Raw genomic sequence first — 23,816 nt, forward strand, 5'->3', positions numbered from 1 at the left:
ATGATGCGAGAGACGGTGTTTTCCTGGGGCCGCACCACCGCAAGTGACAGCGACGTGCAGGCCCTGCCGAGTCGCTTCGACAGGCTACCGCTGCCTGTCGATGGCCAGACCATGCTGCCGTTTGGCAATGGCCGCAGTTATGGCGATAGTTGCCTGAATCCTGGCGGCATCCTGCTATCGACGCGGTACCTCGACCATTTCATGGCATTCGATGCCGCCACTGGCGTGCTGCGCTGTGAGGCCGGTGTCCTGCTTTCCGACCTCCTGAAGTTGACGGTGCCCCAAGGCTGGTTCGTGCCGGTCACGCCGGGCACACGCTTTGTCACCGTGGGCGGCGCCATCGCCAACGACGTGCACGGCAAGAACCACCTGACTCACGGCACGTTCGGCCGCCACGTTCGTGTGCTGTTGCTGCGTCGGTCCGACGGCATGCTGCTGCAGTGTTCGCCACGCGAAAACACTGAATGGTTCGAGGCCACCATCGGCGGGCTTGGTCTTACGGGCGTCGTGCTCTGGGCCGAAATCCAGTTGCGACAGATCGCATCGCCGTGGGTCGAGGAGCAGACTGAACGCTTTGCCAACCTCGACGAGTTCTTCGCACTATGCAAGGCATCGGCGACCACGCACGAGTACACCGTGGCCTGGATCGACTGCTCGGGCGGTGCGCATCGCGTGGGGCGCGGCCTGTTTACCCGCGCCAATCATGCGGCAGCCGGTGCGTATCCGGGGCGGGACAGCCATGCGCCGGCATCGCGCAAGATGCCGTTCACGCCGCCGTTTTCGCTGGTCAACCGGCTCAGCGTGAGCGCGTTCAATGCGCTGCACTATCACCGCGTCGGCCGCAACGAACCCGGGCATCTGACCCATTGCGATACGTTCTTCTATCCGCTCGACCATATCCTGCAGTGGCACCGCATGTACGGGCCAAAAGGGTTCTACCAGTACCAGTGTGCGGTTCCACCTGACGATGCGCCCCGGATCCTCAGCGCGCTGCTGACCGAGATCGGCCGCAGCCGCGCGGCATCTTTCCTGGGCGTGCTCAAGCAGTTCGGCACACTGGCATCGCCCGGGCTGCTGTCGTTTCCACGCCCCGGTTTCACGCTGGCGATTGATTTTCCAAATGCGGGGCCCGAGCTACACGCTCTATTCGAACGCCTGGATGCCATCGTGATGGGCGCAGGCGGCCGGTTGTATCCGGCCAAGGACGGACGGATGAGCGGCGCATGCTTTCGCGCCGGCTTTCCACAATGGGAACGGCTGACGCCCTATATCGATCCGGCGTTCTCGTCGGGGTTCTGGCGTCGCGTGACGACCGGGTAACGAGTGGAGAGGATCCCATGAAGAAGGTTCTGATCATCGGCGCAACGTCGGCCATGGCCGAAGCCACGGCGCGACGCATGGCCCAACGCGGCGACGCGCTGTTCCTGGTGGGCCGCAGCGCGCCGCGCCTGCAGTCCATGATCGACGATCTGCGCACGCGTGGCGCGCCGCACGTGCATATGGCCGTCATGGACGCCAATGACTTCAATGCCCATGCCGCCGTCATCCATGAAGCCGATGCGGCGCTCGGCGGCATCGATACGGTGCTGATCTCGCACGGCACGTTATCTGATCAGGCCGCATGCGCGCGGTCGGTGGAGCTGACCATGGCCGAGTTGCGCACGAACGCGTTGTCGGTCGTGGCCATGCTGACGCTGCTGGCCAACCTGTTCGAACAGCGGCGCACCGGCACCATTGCGGTGATTTCCTCGGTGGCCGGCGAGCGCGGCCGCCAGAGCAACTATGTCTACGGCAGCGCCAAGGCCATGGTCACCGCGTTCATGTCCGGCCTGCGGCAACGGCTCGCCAAGGCGGGTGTGTCTGTCGTCACGATCAAGCCTGGCTTTGTGGATACGCCGATGACCAGCGCCTTCCGCAAGAACGCGCTGTGGATCAGCCCGGACGCCGCCGCCGGCCATATTCTCAATGCCATCGATCGTGGTACTGCCGTCGCCTATGTGCCAGGATTCTGGCGGCTCATCATGTTGATCATCCGCGCCTTGCCGGATGCGGTGTTCCGCCGCCTGGCGCTCTAGGGGCGATTCGCCATGCCCGCATAAACATATGGACTTTTCTCTTGGTTCTTAAGGCATGGATTTTGGCTCCGTTTTTTTCTCGTAATCATGGGTCATGTCAAGGAGAGAAGGTTTTTTTGAAATATTAGGCGAACACTTTTTGGTAAAACTCATGCTTGTTGGGGTTTGCTAAGTTTTTTGCAGCACGTTCATATTAGGGGGCTTTGTATTTTCTTCTTGCGGTGCTATTTTTTGTATGAAGATTTCAGCGGTAAATCGGGGGAATACGCGTATTCAACGCGAAGGGGCCACTGATGTGCGGAATTGCTGGGCTACTGGCATATGGGACTCTCGATGGTTTGACAGAGTGTGTCGGCAGTATGTTGACATCGTTGGCTCACCGCGGCCCGGATGATTGCGGTGTCTGGGGAGACGCCGAGCATGGGGTCGTGCTTGGTCATCGACGTCTGGCAATTCTTGATCTGTCGCCCGCGGGGCATCAACCCATGCCCTCGGCCAGTGGGCGCTATCACCTTGTCTACAACGGTGAAATCTACAATTTCGAGGCACTTCGCAAGACGCTTGAGGCCGAGGGCGACGTGGCCGCATGGCGAGGGCATTCTGACACCGAGGTGCTCTTGGCCGCGTTTGAAGTATGGGGGGTTGAGGCAACGCTGCGTCGACTCGTGGGAATGTTCGCCATTGCGGTGTGGGACAAGGCAGATCGTACGCTGACACTTGCGCGAGACCGGATGGGTGAGAAGCCTCTTTATTATGGTTTCGTTGGCGAGCGATTCGTTTTTGCTTCGGAGCAGAAAGCAATTCACGCAGTGTTCGGTGATCAGCTTCAGATCGACCGGGACGCGCTGGGCGAATTCATGCGATTCGGCTACATACCTGCCCCGAAATCCATCTATCGCGGTATCTCAAAGCTGCTGCCCGGACATTTTTTGCGGCTGAAGGCGCGAAACTCACCGGAAGCGCAACCGCAAGTATTTTGGGAGATCGGCGATGCATCCCAGGCGGAATTGCGTACGCAACTGTCACATTGCGACGATGCGCAACTGACCGAGCGTGTTGATCAGGCGCTTCGCGAGGCGGTGCGTCTACAGATGGTTTCGGATGTGCCGCTCGGTGCGTTTCTGTCGGGGGGGATCGACTCCAGCGCTGTCGTTTCCCTGATGCAAGCACAAAGCTCGCAGCGCGTTCGCACATTTACGATCGGGTTTGCTGAGGATGGCTTTAATGAAGCCCCTTATGCGCAGGCGGTGGCAAAGCATCTTGGCACAGACCATACGGAAATGTATGTCAGCGCCGATATTGCCGCATCCGTCATTCCGGAGCTTCCTCGCGTCTATGACGAACCGTTCGCGGATTCTTCGCAAATCCCCACCATGTTGGTGTCGAGGCTGACGCGCCAACATGTCACGGTGTCGTTATCCGGGGATGGCGGGGACGAGTTGTTTGCGGGCTATCCACGCTATCAAATGACAGAATCCCTGTGGCGACGCGTCAGCCGTCAACCCAAGGCACTACGTCGCTCGGTTGCGGCGGGGTTGGCATGCTTACCCGCACGCGATTGGGATCGCATCCTGAGCGTGATGCCGGCCCGCTTGCGGAACCGCGTCAACGGACATCAGGTTCATCGGGCAGCCCAATTAATGACCTCATCGACGCTGGCCGAGATGTACGTTCGGCTGAGGTCGCAATGGCAACCGGAGGATAGTGTTGTCCTAGGGAGCACTCGCCCTGAAGTGTTCGCACCCAGATGGAGGGATGACGAAGATCCGATACTTGCCATGCGGCAGTGGGATTTGAATCAATATCTTCCGGATGATCTTCTTGTCAAGGCTGACAGGGCGACCATGAGTGTAAGTCTGGAAGCGCGAGCCCCAATGCTTGACCACCGATTGGTTGAGCTTGCCGTTGCGCTTCCTCGGCACGCCCTGGTGCGCGACGGCGTTGGTAAATGGGTGCTTCGCCGAGTGTTGGATCGCTACGTACCCCGTAACCTGATTGAGCGCCCCAAAGTGGGGTTTTCCATTCCGTTGGCGCAATGGTTGCGCGGCCCATTGCGCGATTGGGCGGAGTCCCTGTTGGATCCGGCAACGTTGAATCGGCAGGGGTTCCTCGACGCCAAAAAGATCACGGAAATGTGGCAACAGCACGTAGGCGGTTTGTATGATCGGAACCTTTCTCTATGGAACGTATTGATGTTCCAGGCGTGGCTGGCGGCACAGGATAACGCGGGCAAGTAAGCCGCCTGCGTTGCCATCGGGTTACCACATCCCCTACGCGTTTTGCCTGAAAAGGCACGACGTGGCTGGGGCGCACGACCTCGGCACGGCCGTCGCCTATGTGCCCGGGTTCTGGCGGTTCATCATGCTGGTGATTCGCGCGCTGCCGGAGGCGATGTTCCGCCGCCTAGCGCGCTAGACGTCCGCAGCACGGGCTGGACGGATGTCATCGTCCTGCACGGCGGGGTGCTCCAGCTCGCGCACCTTCAGCACGATCATGTACTCATAGATGCACTGCAGAAGCGAGTAGTGCAGGCCGATCCATCCGTCCAACCATGCGCGGCGACACCCCATCATGTAGAAAAATTTCAGCAGTGGCCGGCCCGGCATGCGGTAGAACAGGCGCTTCTGGTGCAAGCGGCGCTCATTTGGATCGCGTCCGAACAACGCTGTGCCGATGGACGGCTTGCCGACGCGATTGGAGACAATCAGCTCCGCTTCCATCGTCGAATACATGTTGTGCTTGCTGAGCCAATGCGCCATCCCCTTGGAGAAGGAGAAGTGATCAAAGTGGTGGGATAGGTCGACGATGGTCCCATCCACGACCAGGACCTCGTTGATTTCGCGCTCATAGTGAACGCGTGTTCGCCGAACCAGCCGGATAAACAGCGGCGAAATGACGGATCGTTTCAGGTGCTTGCCCATCCAATAGTCATCCCGCCGCAGGCGCCCGGCCGCCACGTGGTCGGGGGCGCCGGCTGCGAGCGCCAGGCATTCCTGGATCAGCTCGGGTGAGGCACGTTCGTCCGCATCGAGAATCAGCACCCAATCGTTCTCGAACGGAAGCGTGTGCAGGCCAAAATTGCGCTGCGCCGCATAGTTGTCAAACGGGCGGATCGAGACCTTGGCACCGTGTGCGGCGGCGATTTCGCGCGTATTGTCCGTGCTCTGGGAATCGAGCACATGGATGTCCGACAGACCCGACAACGCGCGCAGGCAGCCGGCAATATCCAGCGCCTCGTTCTTTGTCAGGATCAGTACAGAGACACCGCTCATGCGCTCTCCCCGCGGCTGGTGCGTTCACACGTGCTCGCCCTGCGTTCGGCCGTATTGGCTCATGTACCGGTACTTGCCATACAGATAGTGCGGGCGGTACCAGCGGCCTTCCACATGCAGGCCGTTGAACAGGACGCCCTTGATGTCGCTGCCGACTTGCTTCAGCGCCCGCTGTGCCGCCACCAGTTCGCGCGCGGTGGTGACATCCGCGCGTGCAACCGCGAAAACCACGCCTGCGTGCTTGGCCAGCACGGTGGCATCGCTTGCGGCCAGCACTGGCGGTGTATCGAGCAGAACCAGGTCGTAGCGCTCTTTCAACGCGTCAAGCACGCTCTCCATGTTGGGATGTTCCAGCAGGTCCGCAGCCCGCGGCGGTTGCGTGCCCGTGGAGATGAAGTCCATGCCGGGCATGACGTCGCGCCGGATCGCCTCGTCCAGCGGAGAGCCCGTCAGGATCTCGGTCAGGCCCGGCTTGCGCGGGCGATCCAGGTCGCGGTTCAGCTTGCCGCGGCGCAAGTCGGCGTCGACCAGGACCACCTTGCGCCCCGCCTGCGCGGCCACTGCCGCAAAGTTGAGGCTGACGAAGGACTTGCCGACACCCGGCGCGGGGCCTGTGATGATCACCACGCGGTTGGGGCTGTTCAACAGCGCAAACTGCAGCGCGGTGCGGAACGCACGCAGGTTTTCAATGGCAGGGTCCTCAGGCTGGTCATTCGCCAGCAGTGTCACATGGGACTCTGGCGAGGGCGCGATATGCGCCTGCGCGTTGCTGAACGGAATCGTGGCGTACACGGTCAGGCCGGTCTGCTGCTCGACTTCGTCCGCATCGGCCAGGCCACCGTCCAGCACGTGCCGCAGCATCACGACCAGCAGCGCCACGATCAGGCCCAGCACGCCAGCCACCGCGGAGATCATCGGCCGGTTCGGGCGAACGGGTACAAGCGGAATGTCGGCCGAGTCGATCAGGCGCGCCGTGCCCACCTTGCTGGCCTTGGCCAGCTTCAGCTCCTGCGTATCGTTGAGCAGCGTCTGGTAGAGCTCGGTGCTGACCTTCACGTCGCGCATCAGGCGCAGCACGTTCTGCTCGACCTCAGGCAGCTTCTGGATTTTGGACGAAACGCCGCCCAGCTGCGCAGAGAGGCTGCCGATCTGGCTATCGATGATGGCCACGCTGGGATGGTTGGGCGTGAAGCGCGCCACGAGCTCTTCGCGCTTCTGGCGCAGTTCCTGCAGCCGGGTCTGAATCTGCACGGACTGTGACAGGATCAGCTTCGACTCCTCGCTCAGGTCGATGGTGCCGCGCTGGTTGCGCATGGCGTTGTACCGGGTCTCCGCGGTTTCCACCTGCTGCTTGAGTTGCGGCATCTGGCTTTCGAGGAACTTCAGCGATTTCTCCGCTTCTTCCGCCTTGCGGTGGACGTTCTGGTCGACATATTCCTGGGCAATGGCATTGAGGATGGCCGCCGCATGAACGGGTGAGTTGTCCTCCAGCGCCACGCCGATCACACCGCTCTGCTTGCCGCGCTCGGCAATCATCAGCCGTGACTGCAGGGCGCTGATCGCTGCGCCGCGCGGAAGGTGCAGCACGGTGTAGACCGCGCCGGGGTTACCGGCCAACTGACTGATCTCAAGCTGCATCGGCCCGCTGCGGGTGGTAATCGTCAGCGGTGTGCCGACGGTGCCGCGCGCGACGGTGTCCTCCTTGGCGAACGTGGCCTCATAGGTGTTGCCATCCAGCTTGGTGATGCGGATGGGGCTGCCTTCCAGGCCGGGCGGCACCGTCATGCTGGCGACTTTGATCGATTCGCTGCCCCATGCAAAGCCGCCCCAGCCGAACAGGCCCGGTGATGACAGTGCGCGGTTGTGTGATGCGATCGTGCTGCCGATCACGGGGAAGTAGCGCGGCGCGGCTGCGATATCGAGGTGCAGCGTGTCGACCGCCTTGCCTACCACCATGCGCGAGCGCAGCAGTTCCATTTCGGCCGAGGCAGCCGGCTTCACGTCGAACATCGGAGACAGGCTGGCGGCCAGCTTGGAGCTGGCGCCACCGGTGCTCATGTCTTCCACCTGCACGACAATGTCGGCCCGGTACACCGGCTTGCTGAGCATGGCGTAGGCAATGCCCATCAGCAGGATGAAGCCGGCGACGAGTATGAAGGTCCTTTTGTAGCGGACCAGGGTGTCCAGGATGGCGGTCAGATCCAGCGGCGCTTCGCCACCTTCCTCGATCTCCGTTACATGGTCCCGAAAATCCCTGACATTGCTCATGATGCCTCCTCGTACCCGCTTTCGTTCTCAAGTTGCTGCACTCTTGCCGACCACGATTCGACCCCGAACCGGATCATTCCAAGAACGACTGCAAACATGCCGTGTGTGCTGGCGACTGGGTCCGGCACATCGGCATCGATCGATTCGCAAAGGCGATAAGTCTTGCCCTGTGCGTCCGCATAGGTAGCTTCCAGTTGCTGGCGCTGGTCGCTCTCCATGACCAGGATCAGGTCGGCATCGCTGATCAGCGCCAAGTCGATGGGGCGCGCGCGATGAGGACGCAGGTCCAGCCCCTCCTGTGCCAGAAGCCGGATGGCACGTGGATCGGCGCCGGCCCCTTCTGGTGGGGAGATGCCCGCCGACACGATGCGGCGGTCAGGCAGCGCGCGGCGCAGCAGCTGTTCCGCCATCGGACTGCGGCAGCGGTTGCCAAGACAGACCACGAGGATCGAACGTATTTTCGGCACAGGCGTGTCCTATGGGAGGGGGCGAATCAAGGCCGGCACGCCCGTGATCGGCTGGAACAGCAGAGACATCACACGGCTCCAGCGCACCACCTCACGCGCATCCACGTAGACCACGTCCTTGGGCTGCAGGTCGAACCCCTCGGCCACGGCCATCGCGGCCGGCGTCGAGCCATCGAGATGGAAGATCTCCGGGTTGCCGGAGTCCTTCTTGCGAATGACGTAGATCTGGCCCGCGTTCGCCGTGGTGGGATTGACGCCACCGGCTTCCCCCAGCGCCTCGTTCAGCGACATGCGGCCATCGCGCATCAGCAGCGAGACGGGTTTCACCACTTCGCCGCTCACGAAGATCTTGCTGGCTTCGCGCTGCTCCACGCGGACCATGTCGCCATTGCGCAGTAGGATGCGGGCCGGATCGATGCCCTTGGACAGCAACGCCGGCATGTCGACATACCAGGTGCGGTCGCCGCGTGTGACACGAATGCGGCTGTTGTCGCCCGTCAGGTTGACCACGCCACCGGCGCGGTTCAGTGCCTCGACCAGCGTCATCGGTGCGTCATCGATCGCCAGCGTCCCGGGCAGCTTGACTTCACCGTCCACGTAGACGCGCTGGCTGCGGAAGCCCAGTACGCGCACCGTCATCTGCGGATCACGCACCACGCGGGAGATGATGCGCGTCATCTCCGTGCGCAGTTCGTTGGTGGTCTTGCCCGCAACACGCATCACGCCGGCGTAGGGGAACTGGATATCGCCGCTGGGGCTGACCACATAGCCCGGCATGTTGGATCCGTTGCCGGTTTGCGGGATCTCCGCTGCGCTGGTCACGCTGTAGGTTTGCGTCGGAAACACCAACTCGGGGTGGTCCCACACCACCACGGAGATGATGTCGCCCGGGCCGATGCGGTAGGGCTCCGGCGTGGCGAAGAGTTCTTCCACACCGAGGTTGTGGGGTTTCGCGTCACGGCGAAGCTCGTCATTGAGCTGCGGCGTGATCATGGTGACCTTGGGGGGCGTTTCTCCGGGCCTGCCGGTCGCAGCCATGGCTTGCTCGGAAATGTGCATGCCTGGCGCCCCCGCACAAGCCGATAGCAGCACTGCCGCGCACAGTGCGATCAGGAGGGACGGACGCGGTCCGCAGGTAATCACAGAACGACCGGATGACATCGTCGACCTCCCTTCGCTGTCCACGGGACGCTTGGCGCACCGCACAAGGCACAGTGACGCCTCTCGATGGTGCGAGAGTAGGTCTGCGCGATAGGGTTTTCGGTACGTTTCACCACATTGCGGAGGCAACGGCAGGGCGCCAACTCTTTTGTGGCGCAACGTACGGAGCATTGCCGGGCACCGGAATTAGCCTGCCGGAACCATCTGTCCCATGCAAAAAGAGGGCTCTGTTTCATGCGGCTGCTACATGTCATTGCTTCCATCAATCCGGCGGCCGGCGGCCCGATCGAAGGCTTGCGCCAGTTCAGCGCCAACGTGGCCACGCATGGCGCCCGGGTGACGGTGTGCTGCAACGATCCGCCCGATGCGCCGCATGTGGCGCAAAGCGGACTCGATGTGGTTGCGCTAGGGCCAGGCAGGCTTCGCTATGGCTTCAACTGGCGGCTCGTGACCTGGCTGCGGGCGCACTGTCACGCATACGATGTGGTGGTGATTCACGGCATCTGGCAGTTTCACAGCCTTGCAGCGTGGCTGGCGCTGCGCGGGCGGCGTACACCGTACTTCGTCTTTACGCACGGCATGCTCGACCCGTGGTTCAAGCAGCGCTACCCGCTCAAGCATTTCAAGAAGTGCCTGTACTGGCTGGTTGGCGACTACTGGGTCCTGCGTGATGCCCGCGCGGTACTTTTCACCTCGGAAGAGGAGCGGCTGCGCGCGCGCGAATCGTTCGGGATTTATCGATGCCGCGAGCGGGTGGTCACCTACGGCACGTCGTCGCCGCCGTCCGACCGGGCATCGATGCGCCAGCAGTTCGCGCTCGCGTTTCCCGCTACGCAGGGCCGCCGCAATCTGCTGTATCTGGGCCGGATTCACGAAAAGAAGGGTTGCGATTTGCTGATCCGTGCCTTTGGCGAGGTGGCGGCACTCGATCCTGGTCTGCACCTGATCATGGCCGGCCCGTGCGATGCGGCGCTGCGCGAGACGCTCGACCGCATCGCGGTACGTGCCGGCGTGGCCGATCGCATCACCTGGACGGGTCTGTTGCGCGGCGACCTCAAGTGGGGCGCGTTTGAAGTCGCTGAAGCCTTCTGCCTGCCGTCGCACCAGGAGAACTTCGGCATTGCCGTGGCCGAATCGCTCGCCTGCGGGGTGCCTGTGCTGATTTCCGACAAGATCAACATCTGGCGCGAAATCCAGGCGGACGGCGCGGGGCTGGTCTGTGACGATTCGGCGCAAGGCGCCGAGCAGGTGCTGCGTGACTGGATCGATACATCGGACCGTGATCGCGCGCAGATGCGTGAACGGGCGCAGGCCTGCTTCGAGCAACGCTTCCAGGGCGCTCGGTTTGCCAAATGCCTGCTCGACATTGTCGGCGAGGCACGTGCCATGGCGTGAGCGCCTCAGGTGTCCGGCCCAGGCGTTGGCCGGACCGGAATTATCCGGAAACGGCCTCTAAGTCGCCTGACTGCGCGGACGGGCTTTGCGATGGCGCCGTGGCCTGTCCGCGCACCCGCAGCGCCGCATCGACCACGCGTGCGCAGATGTCCTGGTTACCTACGCGATTGGCGCGTATGCGACGCATCCCGGCCAGGCGGATCGATTCACGGCGTGGGGCATCGTTAAGCAGCGCGCGGCACCAGAGCGCGCACTCGTCGACATCGTCCCAGAACACGGCTTCGCGGCCCTCATTGAACATGGCCAGATGTTCTGTGGTGCGTTGGGCGCAGAGCAGCCCGCCTGCGTAAGGAATCTCCATCGTGCGCGTGGTGTGCCGGTCGCGGTTGCCGCTGGAAAGCAGGCCAATGCACAGCTTGCTGCCCTGGATGGCGGCAACGTACTCGCGGCCGCTCAGGGCGCCGCCGCGATAGTAGGGGCGCAGCGCGGGCCAGAGCGGCGACAGCTCCCACCGGCCGCCCCACACCGAGACGGGAACGCCGCGTGCGGCCAGATCGACGATGAAGCGATCGCGCTGCTCGTTGCGCATCCAGGTGCCGATGAAGGCCACCTCGGAGCGCAGCGATGGCGGGATTGCGGCGGGATCGTCGAACGGTGCGTGCATGACCTCGTCGTAGCTACGGTCGACGCGCAGGATCTGTGGCGCGCCCAGTGCCTGGAGTTCCTCAATGTTCTCGTCACGCACAACCACGCAGATGTCGTAGGCGGAGACGGCGTCGCGCAGGGTGCCAAAACGCTGACCATCACGCGGCCCGGTAGGATCGTCGTGGTTGTAGAGCACGGTCGTGGCGCCGGTACTCCTGAGAAGTTCCAGGCATTCGAACCCGATCAGCTCGCCGCTGTCGACCCACACGATCTCCGGGGCATCCTGGTCCGTGACCGTGGCGCACAGGTGTGCCACCCAGTCTTGCATGGCCCACTGCAGGGCCCGGTAGCCGGTATGGTAGTGCAGGGCGTTCAGCCATCGATGGCCGAGTTGCCGGTCCATGGGCCGGAACGGGTCTGCGATCGTCACCGCGTGTCCCAGGCGGCGCAGCGCCTGCCCTCGGCACAGGGCGGTGCCGCCCTGCTGTGTCGCGCCCAGATAGAGGATGCGGGCCATAGTGTCAGGCAGCTCCCCGGCCAAGAATGCGCAGGATCACCCGCGAGATCCAGTACGTGAATGCGTAGACCACTGCGGCCTCGATCCAGCCGCGCATGATGAACACCATCAGACCGGAGAGCGATTCCACGCCGGTAGCGGCGCTGGTCAGATAGAAGACCCACGTGTAATAACGGGTGACCGCCAACGGGCTGAACACTGGTGCCCACCGAGGCGGCCCCGCGACTGGTGATGGGATGATGCGCCGCGTGGTCTGTGCATCCGCCAGTACAAAGATGAGGAATGCCAGGATGGCCAGTACGCCGGTGTACAGCCAACCGAACAGCGCGTATCCGCTGCCGAAGATGGAGCCGGTGCGGAAGCCGCCGAGGGCGTCATAGTCACCTGTGACGGTGAACAGCATCAGGTCGCCCACCGATGATGTGGTCACGAGGGCTTTGTTCACCGGCAGGCCGAGTGCGTCGATCAAGGGTGTGGGGAAGACGCTCAGCACGCGTTGCCATTCAATGTTGCGCAGGTCCGATTGGGCGGTGCTATCCAGACGCAGCGCCAGATCGAGGGTGGCATCGGCGAACTTCATGTTGGCCAGTCGCGCCAGGAACAGGTTGTCGAGGTAACGCTCGTCCCAGGTCTGGTTGTTGTCGGTGGCGTCGGCGATCCGGCGTTCGCGGATCGCATCTTTGTTCTGCATGGCTTCGATCGTGGCCGACAGGAGTTGGCCGGCCGATACGTCGTTGCGCTGCGATCGGGCGATCACCATGCTGGTGGCAAGATCCGCGGCCGGCCCCTGCAACAGCAGCATCACGATCAGTGCCGGCACCAGCCGGCGCATGCGGAACAGGTGCCTCGGCAGTGTGTTTGTCACCAGGCCATAGCCCGCCAGCAGGCACAGCGAGATGATGCCGATCAGCACCAATGCACGGCTGTTGCTGCCGATCGATACAGCGGCCAGGACCACCGTATAGCCCGCCAGCATGAGCTTCCAGCGCGTATCGAGCGGCACCCAGACACGCGCACCGATCAGCGGCCGAACCAGCATGCAATAAGGCAAGTAGGCCAGCGGGTACATCGCCTGCATGAACCGGTTGAGCGCACCGCCACCGCCGCCCTCCGCTGAACCAACCAGGAACACCTGGTACATCATTGCGCACAGGCCGATGCCGCCCATGATCACGAGCTGCAGGTTGCCGGGCGTACGAAAGAAGCCGAGCGGCCGGTAGACACCATTGACGATTAGCAGGCGCACGCGCATGGCCAGCGCACTCTTGCGATACAGCTTGTGCGTCCCGAGCAGTACGAGCAGGCACACGAGGGCGTGCCAGAACCCGAGTACCGGATGCATGAGGTTGTAGGTCAGCGGTTTCCACTCGAGCAGCGTTGCCACGGGCGGTAGCAGGAAGTAGGAGGTGACGTAGCCGAACAGGATCGAGGTGGAGATCGGATAGGCACGCAGCCGTGCCGCGCGGCCTAGGATATGCACACCAAGTGCGCCACCGGCGATGACGACCAATGCGGCCGCTACGTTCTCGGCAGAAAGCCAGAGCAGCGATTGCATGGCCGCCACCGCCGACCAGCAAAGCAGGAATGCGGTGCGCCAGCGCCGGAAACGCATCGGCCGCGTCGCGGTGACGCTGCGCAAGGCGATTGTGGTCATGGAGGCTTCCCCGTGTCGATATCCGAAAGCCTAGCGGGGTCGCCCTGCGATGGATGTGGGATAGCGCACCTAGGCAGCGCGCCCGAACGCTATGTGGGATAACGCACGCAATGCAGCGTGGCGAAAATCTTTTCAAAAGATAAGGTGGGCTGCCGAACGGTGGCGGCCCCAGGCCGGTACCATGCTTGGCGGCATCCCCAGAGCGGAGTGGAGCGTGAAGATCATTGTGTTCGGTCATCCGGCCTATATGGGCAGCCCCAGCATGAATGGCTTCGCGACGATGGTGGCCGACGGCATGCGCTCGCGGGGGCACGATGTGGAACTGTGGCGCCCGGAGGGGTTGGTGCGCCGCCTGGGTTTCGGGGCCCGCACGCGCAAATGGTTCGGCTACGTCGACCAGTATCTGGTGTTTCCCGTGGTGGCGTCGTTGCGGCTGCAGCGTGTGGGGCCGCAGGCGCTTGTCGTGCTCTGCGATCATGCGCTGGGCATGTGGATGCCGTTGCTGTTCCGCCGCCCGCATGTCATTCACAGTCACGACTTCAATCCGCAGCGCGAGTTGGCCGGCGATTTTCCAAGCCGCAGGTTGAGATGGAGCGGGCGCCTGTACCAGCGGCTGATCCGCAAGGGGTTCGGCCTGGGCAGGACCTTCATCGCTGTTTCGCAGGCCACCGCCCGCGATCTGGCCCGATTTCACCCAGGGCCGCCACCACATTGCGAGGTCGTCTACAACGGCCTGAACTATCCCTACCATCCGCTTGACGAGGCACAAGCGCTGGACACCTTGCAAGGGCTGATTGCGCCGCCCGTCGCGCGGGGTATGCTGCTGCATGTCGGCGGCAACCCTTGGTACAAGAATCGGCTCGGTGTGCTGTCCCTATACCTCGCCTATTGTCGGCTGGTGACGGCACCGCGGCCACTCTGGATGATCGGGGCGGAGCCCACGGCGCAGATGCGCGCGCTTGCGGCCGGTGCGGCGCATGCGGGCGGTGAAGTGCGCTGGCTCGTCGGGTTGCCCACGGAGGCCGTGCACGCGGCATACGCACTGGCTTCCGTGTTCGTCTTCCCGAGCCTGGAGGAAGGCTTCGGCTGGCCCATCATTGAGGCGATGGCTTGCGGCACCCCTGTGCTGACCACTGACCGCGCGCCGATGAGCGAGATCAGCGGCGGGGTGGCGCGCCTGATCGAACGCATGCCCGAGAACGACCGCGACGCATGGGCAACGCGCCATGCGCCGGTGCTCGCGGAAATGGCGTCGTGGCCGGCATCGACGCGCCAGGCCGCGGCCGCGCGAGGATTGGCGCACGCCGCAGGGTTTTCTGCGCAGCACGCGCTGGATCAGTACGAGCGCATCTATCTTGACGTATTGCAGGAGCACATCGGGACGCAAGTTCCGCGGCCGGCGAGGGAGTAGCCCCACCGGCACCAGATGAGCACGTCATGTCCGAGAGCGAACTCAAGTCCGCCCGCCCGACGTGCCATACGTTCGGCATCGATGCTCGCTGGCCGGAAGTCTCATCATCCGAGTCACGGTTTCCGAGGCCTGACTTTTAAGTATCTTCGGGAAAACCTGATCATGATGACGCAGACCGTGCAAGATGAAATCAACCGCAAGGCGTGGCGAAGCGGCGGTGCCCGGCGGCTCTTCGGGGCGCTGTCGGGCTATACCGACCCTGGCGAGGCCGGAGCGCTGGCGTATATCGCCGACGAGGTGAGGGGCAAGCCGCTGCTCGACGTCGGTGTGGGTGGCGGGCGCACCGTGCCGCTGCTCATGAGCCTGAGCGAGGACTACACGGCTGTCGACTACACGTCTGAGTTGGTCGATATCTGCCGGCACAATCACCCCGAGGCGCGGGTGCTCCACGCCGATGCGCGCGATCTGACACTCTTTGAAGACAACAGCTTTGCGCTGGTGATGTTCAGCTGGAACGGCATCGATGCGGTGGACCCGGTGGGACGCCAGGCGATTCTGCGCGAGTTTGCGCGCGTGCTTCGTCCCGGCGGCATCCTGCTGTTCTCGAGCCACAACATGCTCGGGCCCGGGTATCGAGAGAACCTGCTGAACATGCTGCACTGGCCGCGCGACTCACGCAATGCGCTGGATTTCGGGCTGAAGACGGCGCGGGTGATTGCCCGCCTGCCCAGCAGCGCCTTCAATTTCGTGCGGTATTCCCGGCTGAACCGCCAATACGATGGCTTTGGCCTGCGTGTTTGCGCCGCACACCGGTTCGGCATCGTCATCTACTACACCGAGCTGGAAACGCAGAAGCGCGCGCTCTCGCATCTTGGCCTGACGACTGAGGCTGTGTTCTGCAATCTGCACGACCACCAACTCAGCGAGACAGACGATATGCGCAGCGTGTTCTGGTTCCACTTCGTGGCGCGCAAGCCGCTCGCGACCTGATGCAGACTTGGCCTCTGAAGCGCTGCGGAGCAGGCGCAGGCAGCCGCGGCGGAAATGCTGTCAGGAGCGCCAGCTTTCCAGCGCGCCCCCGCACGTATCGGCGCTCGCGCCGTCCTTGATGTTTGCGCGCACCGCGCGCAGCGATTGCTCGAATCGGGTGAGAACGACATCACGTTCCAGATGCCGCTGCGCCCATGCCTGCCCCGCCATGCCAAGCGCTGTGCGTTGCGCGGGGTCAGCCGCCAGCACGGTAATCGCTTGTGCAAAGGCTTGCACGTCGCCAGGTGCGACCACGACGCCGCACCGGTCAACCACATCGGCCAGCGCAGAACCCGGGACGGCTGTGGCGACGACCGGCCGGCCGCTGGCCAGCATGCCCGTCAGTTTTGACGGCATGACCAGATCGCTGACATCCGCGCGTTGCGGTAGCAGGTGAATGTCGGCGGCAGCGAGCAGCGCCTGAAACCGTTCCGTGTCTTGCACGGGCAGAAACTGCACGCGCGCCCGGCCGGCACATGCGGCTTCGAGCTCCGGGCGACCGGCGCCATCGCCGCAGAACACGAAATGGATGTCGGCCTGATCGCGTAACAGGGCTGCCGCGGCCGACAGCTGTTCGAGCCCCTGCTTGGCGCCCATGTTGCCCGCGTAGAGCACCAGCACCGTGTCTCGCGGGATACCTAATTCATCGCGCATTGCCGCGGCAGATTCTGCGGGGGTGTCGTGCAACACCGCCCAGTTGGGTAACAGGATTGCGCGCGATGGATGGCTCCCTTTCTTGATGGCCAGCGCGACCATCGGTGGCGAGACCGATGACACCCGGTCTTGCTGCTTCAACAGGAATCGTTCAAAGCGCATGGCAAGCCATCGCAGCCAGGGGCGCCGCAGCATGCCAAGCGCAAATGCGGCATCGACTTCGTAATCCTGGATATGGAGCCACGCTTTGCTGCCGCAGCAGCGGCTGAGCAAGGTTCCGGCGGGGGCACACATCAGTGGCGGCTCGACCATGAAGACCACATCGGGACGCCACCAGAGTTGACGGGCCAGCACGGGCAGGCTGGACAGCGCAAAGCTGGCCAGATGCAGCAGCCGCAGCAGCCCAGACCGGTGCGCGGGAATCCAGATCGGCGTGCGCCAGACGTCCACGCCGTGAATGTGCTCGCGCCGGTATTGCCAGGCGCGATAGCCGTCTCCAATCTTCCACGCAGGATAGTAGGGGGGCGCCGCGATGACGCGCACTTCATGTCCGCGCCCCGCGAGCCATTCCGCCTGCTCGGTGGTGTACTTGCCGATACCCGTGAGTTCCGGCGCGTAGTTGAGGCAGTACATCAGGATTTTCATCTTGCGCGCGTGGTCGTGCAGGGTGGCCCTTCGAGTGTGGTCAAGCTGCCGGCGCTGGCTCGTGCGTGCTCAGCAGTCCGTTGGATAGTGCGTTGCGATAGGTGTCGAGCAAGCCTTGGCGCAGCGCAATGCGCGGGTGCCAGCCCGTGGCGGCGATGGCGCTACAGTCCAGCCGCTTGCGCGGCGTGCCGTCGGGCCGGCTCGCGTCGAATCCGATCGTGCCGCGGAAGCCCGTGGCCTCGGCAACCAGTGCTGCCAGCGCCGCGATGCTCACTTCGTCGTCGCTACCGACATTGAGCAAGCCGTGCGGCGCCGCACGCCGATACTGCGCCTCGGGCAGGGCCATCAGGTGCAAGCAAGCCGCTGCCAGGTCGTCGACATGCAGGAACTCGCGCAGTGGCCGCCCGCTGCCCCACACGGACACGTGGGCGTCGCCATGCTCGGTGGCGTCGTGGAAGCGGCGCAGCAGGCCCGGAATGACATGGCTGTTTTCCGGGTGGTAGTTGTCGCCTGGGCCGTAAAGGTTGGTGGGCATCGCGCAGCGGTAGTCGGTACCGTACTGGCGGTTGTAGGTGTTGCACAGCATGATGCCGGCGATCTTGGCCAGCGCGTAGGGCGCATTGGTGGGCTCCAGGGCGCCTGTGAGCAGCGCGTCTTCGCGTATCGGTTGCTCGGCCAGTCTCGGATAGATGCAGCTCGAGCCGAGGAACAGCAACTGGCGCACGCCGCTCTGCCATGCCGCGTGAATGACGTTGGTGGCAATCGCGAGATTCTGATGGATGAACTCGGCTGGGAACGTGTCGTTGGCATGGATGCCGCCCACGCGTGCGGCTGCCAGATAGACCTGGTCGATGCGCTGCGCGGCAAAGAAGGCGCGGGTTTGCTGCTGATCGCACAGGTCCAGCTCCGTATGCGTGCGCGTGATGATCTGCGCGTCGCCGCGTGCGTGCAGGGCGCGGACAATGGCGGAGCCGACCATGCCGCGATGGCCGGCCACATAGATGCGGGGCCGGGTGTCAGTCATGATGGTCATAGGCGCGGAAGCCCGCCAGGCGCACCAGTGCATCGCGCCGGGCGGCGGCGTAATCGGATTCGATCATCTCGCGCACCAGTGCCTCGAAGCCGATGCGCGGGGTCCAGCCGAGGCGCACGCGCGCACGGCTGGCATCGCCCAGCAGGGTCTCCACTTCCGTGGGGCGGAAGTAGCGCGGGTCCACGCGCACGATCACGTCGCCAACCTTGCAGGCGGGTCTTGCCTGGCCAGCGGTCTCGATGGCGGTAACCACGCCAACCTCTTCGGTGCCGCTGCCGCAGAAGCTGATCGAGATGCCGAGCGTATGCGCCGCAAGTTCGACGAACTCCCGCACGCTGTGTTGCACGCCGCTGGCGATGACATAGTCCTCGGGTTGCGGCTGCTGCAGCATCAGCCATTGCATCTCGACATAGTCGCGCGCGTGTCCCCAATCCCGCAGCGCAGACAGGTTGCCCAGGTACAGCGTGTCCTGCAGACCGAGCGCGATGCGCGCGAGTGCACGCGTGATCTTGCGCGTGACGAAGGTCTCGCCGCGGATGGGGCTCTCGTGATTGAACAGGATGCCGTTGCACGCGTACATGCCGTACGCCTCGCGATAGTTCACGGTGATCCAGTACGCGTACAGCTTGGCCGCCGCGTAGGGGCTGCGCGGATAGAAAGGTGTCGATTCCTTCTGCGGAATCTCCTGCACGAGCCCGTAGAGCTCGGATGTCGAGGCCTGATAGAAGCGTGTGGTGCGCTCCATGCCCAGGATGCGCAGCGCTTCCAGCATGCGCAGCGTACCGAGCGCATCGGTATTGGCCGTGTATTCCGGTTCTTCGAACGACACCTGCACGTGGCTTTGCGCGGCCAGGTTGTAGACCTCGTCGGGCTGCGACTGCTGCACGATGCGCATCAGGCTTGCCGTATCGGTCATGTCGCCGTGGTGAAGGAACAGACGGCGATCGGGCTGCTGCGGATCCTCGTACAGATGGTCGATGCGCTCGGTGTTGAACTGCGAGCTGCGGCGCTTGATGCCGTGGACTTCATAGCCCTTGTCGAGCAGAAGCTCGCACAGATAGGCGCCGTCCTGACCGGTGATGCCGGTGATCAGCGCCCGCCGGGGGCGCGCGTTGTGCGTCAAGTCTGCTTCGCCGAGTTTGCTCACCGGTTGGAGGTCGTAGGCACCCATTTCGTCCGTCGCTCCTGGCTTGTGTGTCCGCAAGCTGCACGTTGTTGACGTTGCGCGCCCCAGGCGGGGCGTGCATACCCGTCAGGCGACTGTATGCCGTGATGCCGCATGGCACTGTTGGATAGCCCACAGAGAGACTGGCTTGAGAGACGTCGGCACCGGCACGGACCGGCGTCGCAGTGAAGGCGGTGCGTTGGCGGGCGTGCAAGGACGCCCGCGTGAGGATCAGAGCGAGGCGGAACCTACGCCGGATGGGTAGTGCGGCTCGTCCCGGCAGACTGCCTGATTGCGAGCCGGCGGCTCGTCACCGCTGACCCACTCGAACGTTGCGCCGCGCTGAAGCGCGGCGTAGACCGCCTCGCCTTTGTTCCGCACTTTCAGCCGTGCGTACAGCGTGCAGGCATGGCTCTTGACCGTGGCCACGGAGATATTGAGCATGCGGCTGACCGTCTTGATCGGATAGCCGCGCGCCAGCAGCACCAGCACTTCGTATTGACGCGGCGTGATCTGCAGCATCTCAGCCTCGGCATAATTCGGCTCCTCCCCGGGCTGGGGCGGGGCCGCCGCGGGTGGCATAGACATCGGCTGCCCGGGGCGAAGGCGGGTGAGGTCGTGCACCGCCACCGTGGAGCGCATGGCCCTCGCACACGTGCTGGGCGAAGCCGGTTCCTGCACGGATAGCGAGGGTGGCAACGCAGTTGCCGAGGCCAACGATTGCGTTGCAGGCATGGCCGAGCGCGATGCCGAAGGCGTGGTGCCGACTGCGCCGACGAAGGTCAGGCCCTGCACGCTGGAGATTACCAACCGGATGGCGGCTTCGATCACCGCGAGCGAGGCAGACAAGGGCAAGCAGCCGCAAATGCCGCGCGCTGCGTCAGGGCTGGGCACGTGCACCGGCAGCGTATCGGCCAGCATCAAGATGCGTTGCGGTGCCAGGTGCTCGCGTGCCTGCTCAAGCTGGGCCCAGCCTGAGGCCGTGTCGGCCGGCATGCCAAACACCAGCAACTCAGCGTTTCGGTGTGGGACTTCGAGCCGGGCAACCTCGGCCGGCGACATCGCCAGCACGTATTCGAACTCCTCAATGGTTTGGAGCATCTGCAAAAGCCCCAGCCGGAGCAGAGGATGCTCCTCGATCAGCAAGGCGTTCATTCTTCTTCACTCCCCGTTCGTGGACGAGCTGCGGGACGCTTTGCGTGTGGGTGTGAATGCTGCGTCAGGACAGGCGGCACCTCCTCGGCGGTGCCGTGATACTGCGTCAGCTCCCGTGCTTCCGTGTCAGTGGATGTCCAAGAGTGGGATGGACTTGCTCGCGCGACCAGAAGGATGACCCGAACCAAACCCGAAGAAAAAATCTCGCTCCAGAATGGAGCTTAAAACCATCTTATGGGCTGGTTGGTTTGAATTCAAGCGACCGTATTTGCCCCAGCTGTGGGCGGAGAAAAAGCCCTACCTCATATTCTCTAAGCGGATCGTTCATTGGCGGAAAAAAAGCGCGCACGGCCTTCATATAGGCTGCGCGGCGAGGGTTTCATGGATGATGCACTGACACTCCTCACATGTTTCACGCGTGCAACCTATTGGAATGAAAGCAGGCCGCCGAGTATTAAAAATTCATCCGCTTGGGGGATGAGATTAAAGAAACATCGTGTGGCATGGCGCAATAGTGAAACCAAAAAGAAAGGGCTTTTTATTGCGCGGGTGATGCAGCGATCCGGCACGAATCCGTCTGACTCGTGCAAATGGATGAGTGCATTGCTGTTCTTTAGCAGGAGGGGCGCCATGTTGCCGTGACGCCTGCCGCGTAGGTTCCCACCACCCTCCGGTGGATGTAGGCGCGCATCTGCGGGCCCGGTTCATTCTTGCGCGCGATACGCCCTCGCGGCCAGCCCCCGTAATCCGTCAGGCATTGGCGCGCAGGCGCTGCGAGCCTTCTGTCTGTTTTCTGCCCGCCACGTCTTCCGGCTCGACGGGTTCGCCATCGCGGCGCACCAGTTGGATGGTGCGGGTGGGCAGTGCGAACGATGTGCCCAGGTTCTCCAACCCTTCCAGGATCGTCAGGTTGATGCGTTGCTGGATATCCATGTAGAGGTTGAAGTCGGGATCGGTCACGAAGTACACCACCTCGAAGTTCAGTGCGTTCTCGCCAAACTCTTTGAAGTGCGCACGATCGAAGCGCGTATTGCCGGCGGCTTCCACCGCGTGGCGAACGATGTCCGGAATTTTCTGCAACTGCGCCGCACGCGCATCGTAGGTCACGCCGAAGTTAAAGACGATACGTCGTTCCGACATTCTTTTGTAATTGTGGATCGTGCTCTTGAGCAGCGCCGTGTTGGACGCGACGATCTCTTCGCCTGACAGGCTGCGGATGCGCGTGGTCTTCAGTCCCACGTGCTGCACCGTGCCGGCAATCGATTCGAACACGATGAAGTCGCCAATCTCGAACGGTTTGTCCAAGCCGATGGCGAGCGAGGCAAACAAGTCGCTGAGGATGTTCTGCACCGCCAGCGCCACGGCCACGCCCCCAACACCCAGGCTGGCGACAAAGGCCGTGATGTTCACGCCCACGTTGGCCAGGATGGCGAGCAGCAGCATCGACCACAGCGCAAACCGCAGTACCCAGGCCGTCATCGACGTGATCACGGGGTTACGTGTGGCGTGGCTCTGTGCCGAGAGCCGATCGCGTGCCCACAGCTTCACGCCGCGGTTGAGCCACAGCGCAATCTGAAAGCCGATGATGACGAACCAGATGTGATCCAGCTTGTTGGCAATGCGGGTGGGCAGTTCGATGAAGTACGAGCCGGCCAGCAGCGCGGCCAGTGCGATGAACAGCGGATGTGTATCGCGCAGCACTGCCGTGACAAGAATGTCGAAGCGATGGCCGGTGCGACGGGCACGCGCATCGAGCCGGCTGCAGATCAGGCGCAGCACGCTCGACAGCGCGGCATACGCAGCGATGACGGTTAGCGCTGCCGCAGCCCAATCGCGGGCCGGTACGCGCAGGAAGGTGTGGGCGTGGAGCCACTCCATGGGCATCTCCGTGCAAGAACACGGATGCTGCACCGCACATAACGTGCCTGGCCTACTGGCGCGTCTGCTCCGCGCCCTGCAGATCCGCAGGCACGCACACGCGGTTGCGGCCCCGGCGCTTGGCTTCCATCAGCCCGATGTCGGCATCGGCCAAGAGGCGCGCAAGGTCCTGCGTCGGGCGCAGCGGCGCCGCCCCCACGCTGACCGTCAATGGGCCCACCGGTGTTTGCGTGTCGGCCACCGCAGTCTTGAGCCGTTCGACCACCGCAAGCGCATCGACCAGGCCGCAGGCTGGCAGCAGCACGGCAAATTCATCACCGCCGAGCCGGCCGAATAGATCATGCGGGCGCAGCACGCGCGCCAGCGCCTCGGACAGCGCGACGAGCGCTTCGTCGCCCGCCGCATGCCCCCAGGTGTCGTTGATGGACTTGAAGTGATCCACGTCGAGGTACAGCGCACAGAGCGGCTCGGCGTGGTGCTGGGCACGCTCCACGGCAAAGCTGCCGAGTTCAAAGAAACGCTGGCGCGCGAGCATGCCGGTCAGGTGGTCGGTGTTGGCGCGGTCGGCCAGGCTGCGCTCGGCCGCAAAGTGCCGCGCCATGGCACGCAACAGGTAGCGGTGGATGACGGCGGCCGCCGCAATGCAGATGGGCAGATACAGCATGAGCCCCAGCCAACCGTGGTGGACCGTGGTGACGGCGTCGGGCGCAAGGAGAAGCGCGGTAACGGGCCCGGCAATACACAGGCTCATCGCTAGGCAGAAATCACGCCGCGTGAGCCATGCCGGGCTGGTGGCGAGCGGCATCAGGTAGAACGCCGGCAGCACCCATTCCAGGCCGGCCTGATAACCGAATGCGATGATGGCCACCTCTTCGGCCAGCAGGTGGGTGAGCGCCAATGGCCCCCACAGACCGGTATGCCGGTGCCGTTGCGCGGTCAGCACGATGGCCACCAGCAGCACGAGCAGTGCAAGCAACGGTGCGGGCTGATGCAACAACCCGACTGACCAGCCCAGCGCGATCGCAAAGCCGTAGCCGAGCACGCCGCATTTGCTCAGCGCCAGGATCATCGGCACGAAGTGGCGCGCCTGGTAGTCGCGCGAAGGCGTACGTGCGTCGGGCAGGTCGGAGGGGGATCGGAAATTCGCGCTCAAGGCAGGCAGAGGGGGGCCTTCTGGCGCGACGGAATGATGCGGGCGCGGGCAAGGCCGAATTGCGCAGCAAAGAGCACATTCTAATCGGGCGCGCCCGCTGTGCACGGATTTTTTGCACAGAGGGAGCGGCTGCCACCTGCCACCGCGGCCCGGCATAGGTCATGTCCGAGGGGCTTTCCTGGTCACATCGCTCCACACATTTAAGGTAAAGCTCAGTCCATTGCGGTAGATTTCGGCGT

At 63.5% G+C, this 23,816-nt stretch carries 20 protein-coding genes; 8 read left to right on the forward strand and 12 right to left on the reverse strand.

The genetic code is table 11. The annotated features are described in order from the left end of the window. From NG900_RS04635 to asnB, 3 genes are all read left to right on the forward strand, one after another. Complete coding sequence (locus tag NG900_RS04635) at positions 1–1,320, forward strand: FAD-binding oxidoreductase (protein ID WP_252677225.1); 1,320 nt, start codon at positions 1–3, stop codon at positions 1,318–1,320. 17 nt (positions 1,321–1,337) lie between these two features. Continuing rightward, entirely contained in the window at positions 1,338–2,075 is a 738-nt protein-coding gene (locus NG900_RS04640) for an SDR family oxidoreductase (protein ID WP_252677232.1), read from the forward strand. A 293-nt stretch (positions 2,076–2,368) separates the two neighbouring features. Further along, entirely contained in the window at positions 2,369–4,312 is a 1,944-nt protein-coding gene (gene asnB / locus NG900_RS04645; protein WP_252677234.1) for an asparagine synthase (glutamine-hydrolyzing), read from the forward strand. Between the two features lie 174 nt (positions 4,313–4,486). Here asnB and NG900_RS04650 read toward each other — a convergent pair whose 3' ends face one another. From NG900_RS04650 to NG900_RS04665, 4 genes are read right to left on the reverse strand one after another with little or no spacing between them, the layout of a single operon-like run. Then, the gene (locus NG900_RS04650) at positions 4,487–5,347 is read right to left on the reverse strand and encodes a glycosyltransferase family 2 protein (protein WP_252677236.1); all 861 of its coding nucleotides are present in this window, start codon (positions 5,345–5,347) and stop codon (positions 4,487–4,489) included. Positions 5,348–5,371: 24 nt separating this feature from the next. After that, positions 5,372–7,615 carry a polysaccharide biosynthesis tyrosine autokinase gene (locus NG900_RS04655; RefSeq protein WP_252677238.1) on the reverse strand — a complete coding sequence of 748 codons (2,244 nt, stop codon included), beginning with the start codon at positions 7,613–7,615 and terminating at the stop codon, positions 5,372–5,374. Next, entirely contained in the window at positions 7,612–8,082 is a 471-nt protein-coding gene (locus NG900_RS04660) for a low molecular weight protein-tyrosine-phosphatase (RefSeq protein WP_315862362.1), read from the reverse strand. The genes NG900_RS04655 and NG900_RS04660 overlap by 4 nt, the downstream gene beginning before the upstream one ends. Positions 8,083–8,091: 9 nt before the next feature. After that, positions 8,092–9,243 (reverse strand): polysaccharide biosynthesis/export family protein, encoded by a 1,152-nt coding sequence (locus tag NG900_RS04665; RefSeq protein WP_252677242.1) that lies wholly within the window; start codon positions 9,241–9,243, stop codon positions 8,092–8,094. A 234-nt stretch (positions 9,244–9,477) separates the two neighbouring features. On the opposite strand from NG900_RS04665, the gene NG900_RS04670 reads away from it, so the two are divergent. Further along, on the forward strand, positions 9,478–10,638 hold the full coding sequence (locus tag NG900_RS04670) for a glycosyltransferase (RefSeq protein WP_252677244.1): 1,161 nt from the start codon (positions 9,478–9,480) through the stop codon (positions 10,636–10,638). Positions 10,639–10,678: 40 nt separating this feature from the next. Here NG900_RS04670 and NG900_RS04675 read toward each other — a convergent pair whose 3' ends face one another. Continuing rightward, positions 10,679–11,800 (reverse strand): CgeB family protein, encoded by a 1,122-nt coding sequence (locus NG900_RS04675; protein ID WP_252677247.1) that lies wholly within the window; start codon positions 11,798–11,800, stop codon positions 10,679–10,681. Between the two features lie 4 nt (positions 11,801–11,804). Further along, positions 11,805–13,355 (reverse strand): hypothetical protein, encoded by a 1,551-nt coding sequence (locus NG900_RS04680; RefSeq protein WP_252677249.1) that lies wholly within the window; start codon positions 13,353–13,355, stop codon positions 11,805–11,807. Here NG900_RS04680 and NG900_RS26580 point away from each other — a divergent pair. The 3 genes from NG900_RS26580 to NG900_RS04690 all read left to right on the forward strand — a co-directional run bounded on the left by NG900_RS26580 (position 13,354) and on the right by NG900_RS04690 (position 15,855). Further along, positions 13,354–13,488, forward strand: coding sequence for a hypothetical protein (locus NG900_RS26580; RefSeq protein WP_289813668.1), 135 nt, complete (start codon positions 13,354–13,356; stop codon positions 13,486–13,488). The genes NG900_RS04680 and NG900_RS26580 overlap by 2 nt on opposite strands. Positions 13,489–13,668: 180 nt before the next feature. Next, positions 13,669–14,865, forward strand: coding sequence for a glycosyltransferase (locus tag NG900_RS04685; RefSeq protein ID WP_252677251.1), 1,197 nt, complete (start codon positions 13,669–13,671; stop codon positions 14,863–14,865). A 162-nt stretch (positions 14,866–15,027) separates the two neighbouring features. Further along, positions 15,028–15,855, forward strand: a complete 828-nt coding sequence (locus NG900_RS04690) for a class I SAM-dependent methyltransferase (protein ID WP_252677254.1) — start codon at positions 15,028–15,030, stop codon at positions 15,853–15,855. Between the two features lie 60 nt (positions 15,856–15,915). Here the strand turns inward: NG900_RS04690 and NG900_RS04695 are convergent, their stop codons facing one another. The 4 genes from NG900_RS04695 to NG900_RS04710 form a co-directional block, all read right to left on the reverse strand. Continuing rightward, positions 15,916–17,193 (reverse strand): glycosyltransferase WbuB, encoded by a 1,278-nt coding sequence (locus NG900_RS04695; protein ID WP_252677256.1) that lies wholly within the window; start codon positions 17,191–17,193, stop codon positions 15,916–15,918. Positions 17,194–17,233: 40 nt separating this feature from the next. After that, entirely contained in the window at positions 17,234–18,217 is a 984-nt protein-coding gene (locus NG900_RS04700) for a GDP-L-fucose synthase family protein (protein WP_252677258.1), read from the reverse strand. After that, positions 18,210–19,397, reverse strand: a complete 1,188-nt coding sequence (gmd, locus tag NG900_RS04705) for a GDP-mannose 4,6-dehydratase (RefSeq protein WP_252677260.1) — start codon at positions 19,395–19,397, stop codon at positions 18,210–18,212. Before gmd ends, NG900_RS04700 begins: the two co-directional genes overlap by 8 nt. 225 nt (positions 19,398–19,622) lie before the next feature. Continuing rightward, positions 19,623–20,546 carry a helix-turn-helix transcriptional regulator gene (locus tag NG900_RS04710; protein ID WP_252677262.1) on the reverse strand — a complete coding sequence of 308 codons (924 nt, stop codon included), beginning with the start codon at positions 20,544–20,546 and terminating at the stop codon, positions 19,623–19,625. Positions 20,547–20,927: 381 nt separating this feature from the next. On the opposite strand from NG900_RS04710, the gene NG900_RS04715 reads away from it, so the two are divergent. After that, a complete protein-coding gene (locus tag NG900_RS04715) occupies positions 20,928–21,188 on the forward strand; it encodes a hypothetical protein (protein WP_252677264.1) in 261 nt (86 codons plus the stop codon). 108 nt (positions 21,189–21,296) lie between these two features. Here the strand turns inward: NG900_RS04715 and NG900_RS04720 are convergent, their stop codons facing one another. Then, complete coding sequence (locus NG900_RS04720) at positions 21,297–22,424, reverse strand: mechanosensitive ion channel family protein (RefSeq protein ID WP_252677266.1); 1,128 nt, start codon at positions 22,422–22,424, stop codon at positions 21,297–21,299. Between the two features lie 52 nt (positions 22,425–22,476). Beyond that, entirely contained in the window at positions 22,477–23,493 is a 1,017-nt protein-coding gene (locus NG900_RS04725) for a GGDEF domain-containing protein (protein ID WP_420804125.1), read from the reverse strand. Between the last annotated feature and the right edge of the window lie 323 nt (positions 23,494–23,816).

Source organism: Ralstonia soli (assembly GCF_023955655.1).
Lineage (GTDB): Bacteria > Pseudomonadota > Gammaproteobacteria > Burkholderiales > Burkholderiaceae > Ralstonia > Ralstonia soli.

What these genes read in the sequence shown, in the direction of transcription:
- NG900_RS04635 (WP_252677225.1), top strand. Translation starts at nt 1, where the DNA reads ATGATGCGAGAGACGGTGTTTTCCTGGGGCCGCACCACCGCAAGTGAC.
- NG900_RS04640 (WP_252677232.1), top strand. Translation starts at nt 1,338, where the DNA reads ATGAAGAAGGTTCTGATCATCGGCGCAACGTCGGCCATGGCCGAAGCC.
- asnB (WP_252677234.1), top strand. Translation starts at nt 2,369, where the DNA reads ATGTGCGGAATTGCTGGGCTACTGGCATATGGGACTCTCGATGGTTTG.
- NG900_RS04650 (WP_252677236.1), bottom strand. Translation starts at nt 5,347, where the DNA reads ATGAGCGGTGTCTCTGTACTGATCCTGACAAAGAACGAGGCGCTGGAT.
- NG900_RS04655 (WP_252677238.1), bottom strand. Translation starts at nt 7,615, where the DNA reads ATGAGCAATGTCAGGGATTTTCGGGACCATGTAACGGAGATCGAGGAA.
- NG900_RS04665 (WP_252677242.1), bottom strand. Translation starts at nt 9,243, where the DNA reads ATGTCATCCGGTCGTTCTGTGATTACCTGCGGACCGCGTCCGTCCCTC.
- NG900_RS04670 (WP_252677244.1), top strand. Translation starts at nt 9,478, where the DNA reads ATGCGGCTGCTACATGTCATTGCTTCCATCAATCCGGCGGCCGGCGGC.
- NG900_RS04675 (WP_252677247.1), bottom strand. Translation starts at nt 11,800, where the DNA reads ATGGCCCGCATCCTCTATCTGGGCGCGACACAGCAGGGCGGCACCGCC.
- NG900_RS26580 (WP_289813668.1), top strand. Translation starts at nt 13,354, where the DNA reads ATGGCCGCCACCGCCGACCAGCAAAGCAGGAATGCGGTGCGCCAGCGC.
- NG900_RS04680 (WP_252677249.1), bottom strand. Translation starts at nt 13,355, where the DNA reads ATGCAATCGCTGCTCTGGCTTTCTGCCGAGAACGTAGCGGCCGCATTG.
- NG900_RS04690 (WP_252677254.1), top strand. Translation starts at nt 15,028, where the DNA reads ATGATGACGCAGACCGTGCAAGATGAAATCAACCGCAAGGCGTGGCGA.
- NG900_RS04695 (WP_252677256.1), bottom strand. Translation starts at nt 17,193, where the DNA reads ATGAAAATCCTGATGTACTGCCTCAACTACGCGCCGGAACTCACGGGT.
- NG900_RS04700 (WP_252677258.1), bottom strand. Translation starts at nt 18,217, where the DNA reads ATGACTGACACCCGGCCCCGCATCTATGTGGCCGGCCATCGCGGCATG.
- gmd (WP_252677260.1), bottom strand. Translation starts at nt 19,397, where the DNA reads ATGGGTGCCTACGACCTCCAACCGGTGAGCAAACTCGGCGAAGCAGAC.
- NG900_RS04710 (WP_252677262.1), bottom strand. Translation starts at nt 20,546, where the DNA reads ATGAACGCCTTGCTGATCGAGGAGCATCCTCTGCTCCGGCTGGGGCTT.
- NG900_RS04715 (WP_252677264.1), top strand. Translation starts at nt 20,928, where the DNA reads ATGGATGATGCACTGACACTCCTCACATGTTTCACGCGTGCAACCTAT.
- NG900_RS04720 (WP_252677266.1), bottom strand. Translation starts at nt 22,424, where the DNA reads ATGGAGTGGCTCCACGCCCACACCTTCCTGCGCGTACCGGCCCGCGAT.
- NG900_RS04725 (WP_420804125.1), bottom strand. Translation starts at nt 23,493, where the DNA reads ATGATCCTGGCGCTGAGCAAATGCGGCGTGCTCGGCTACGGCTTTGCG.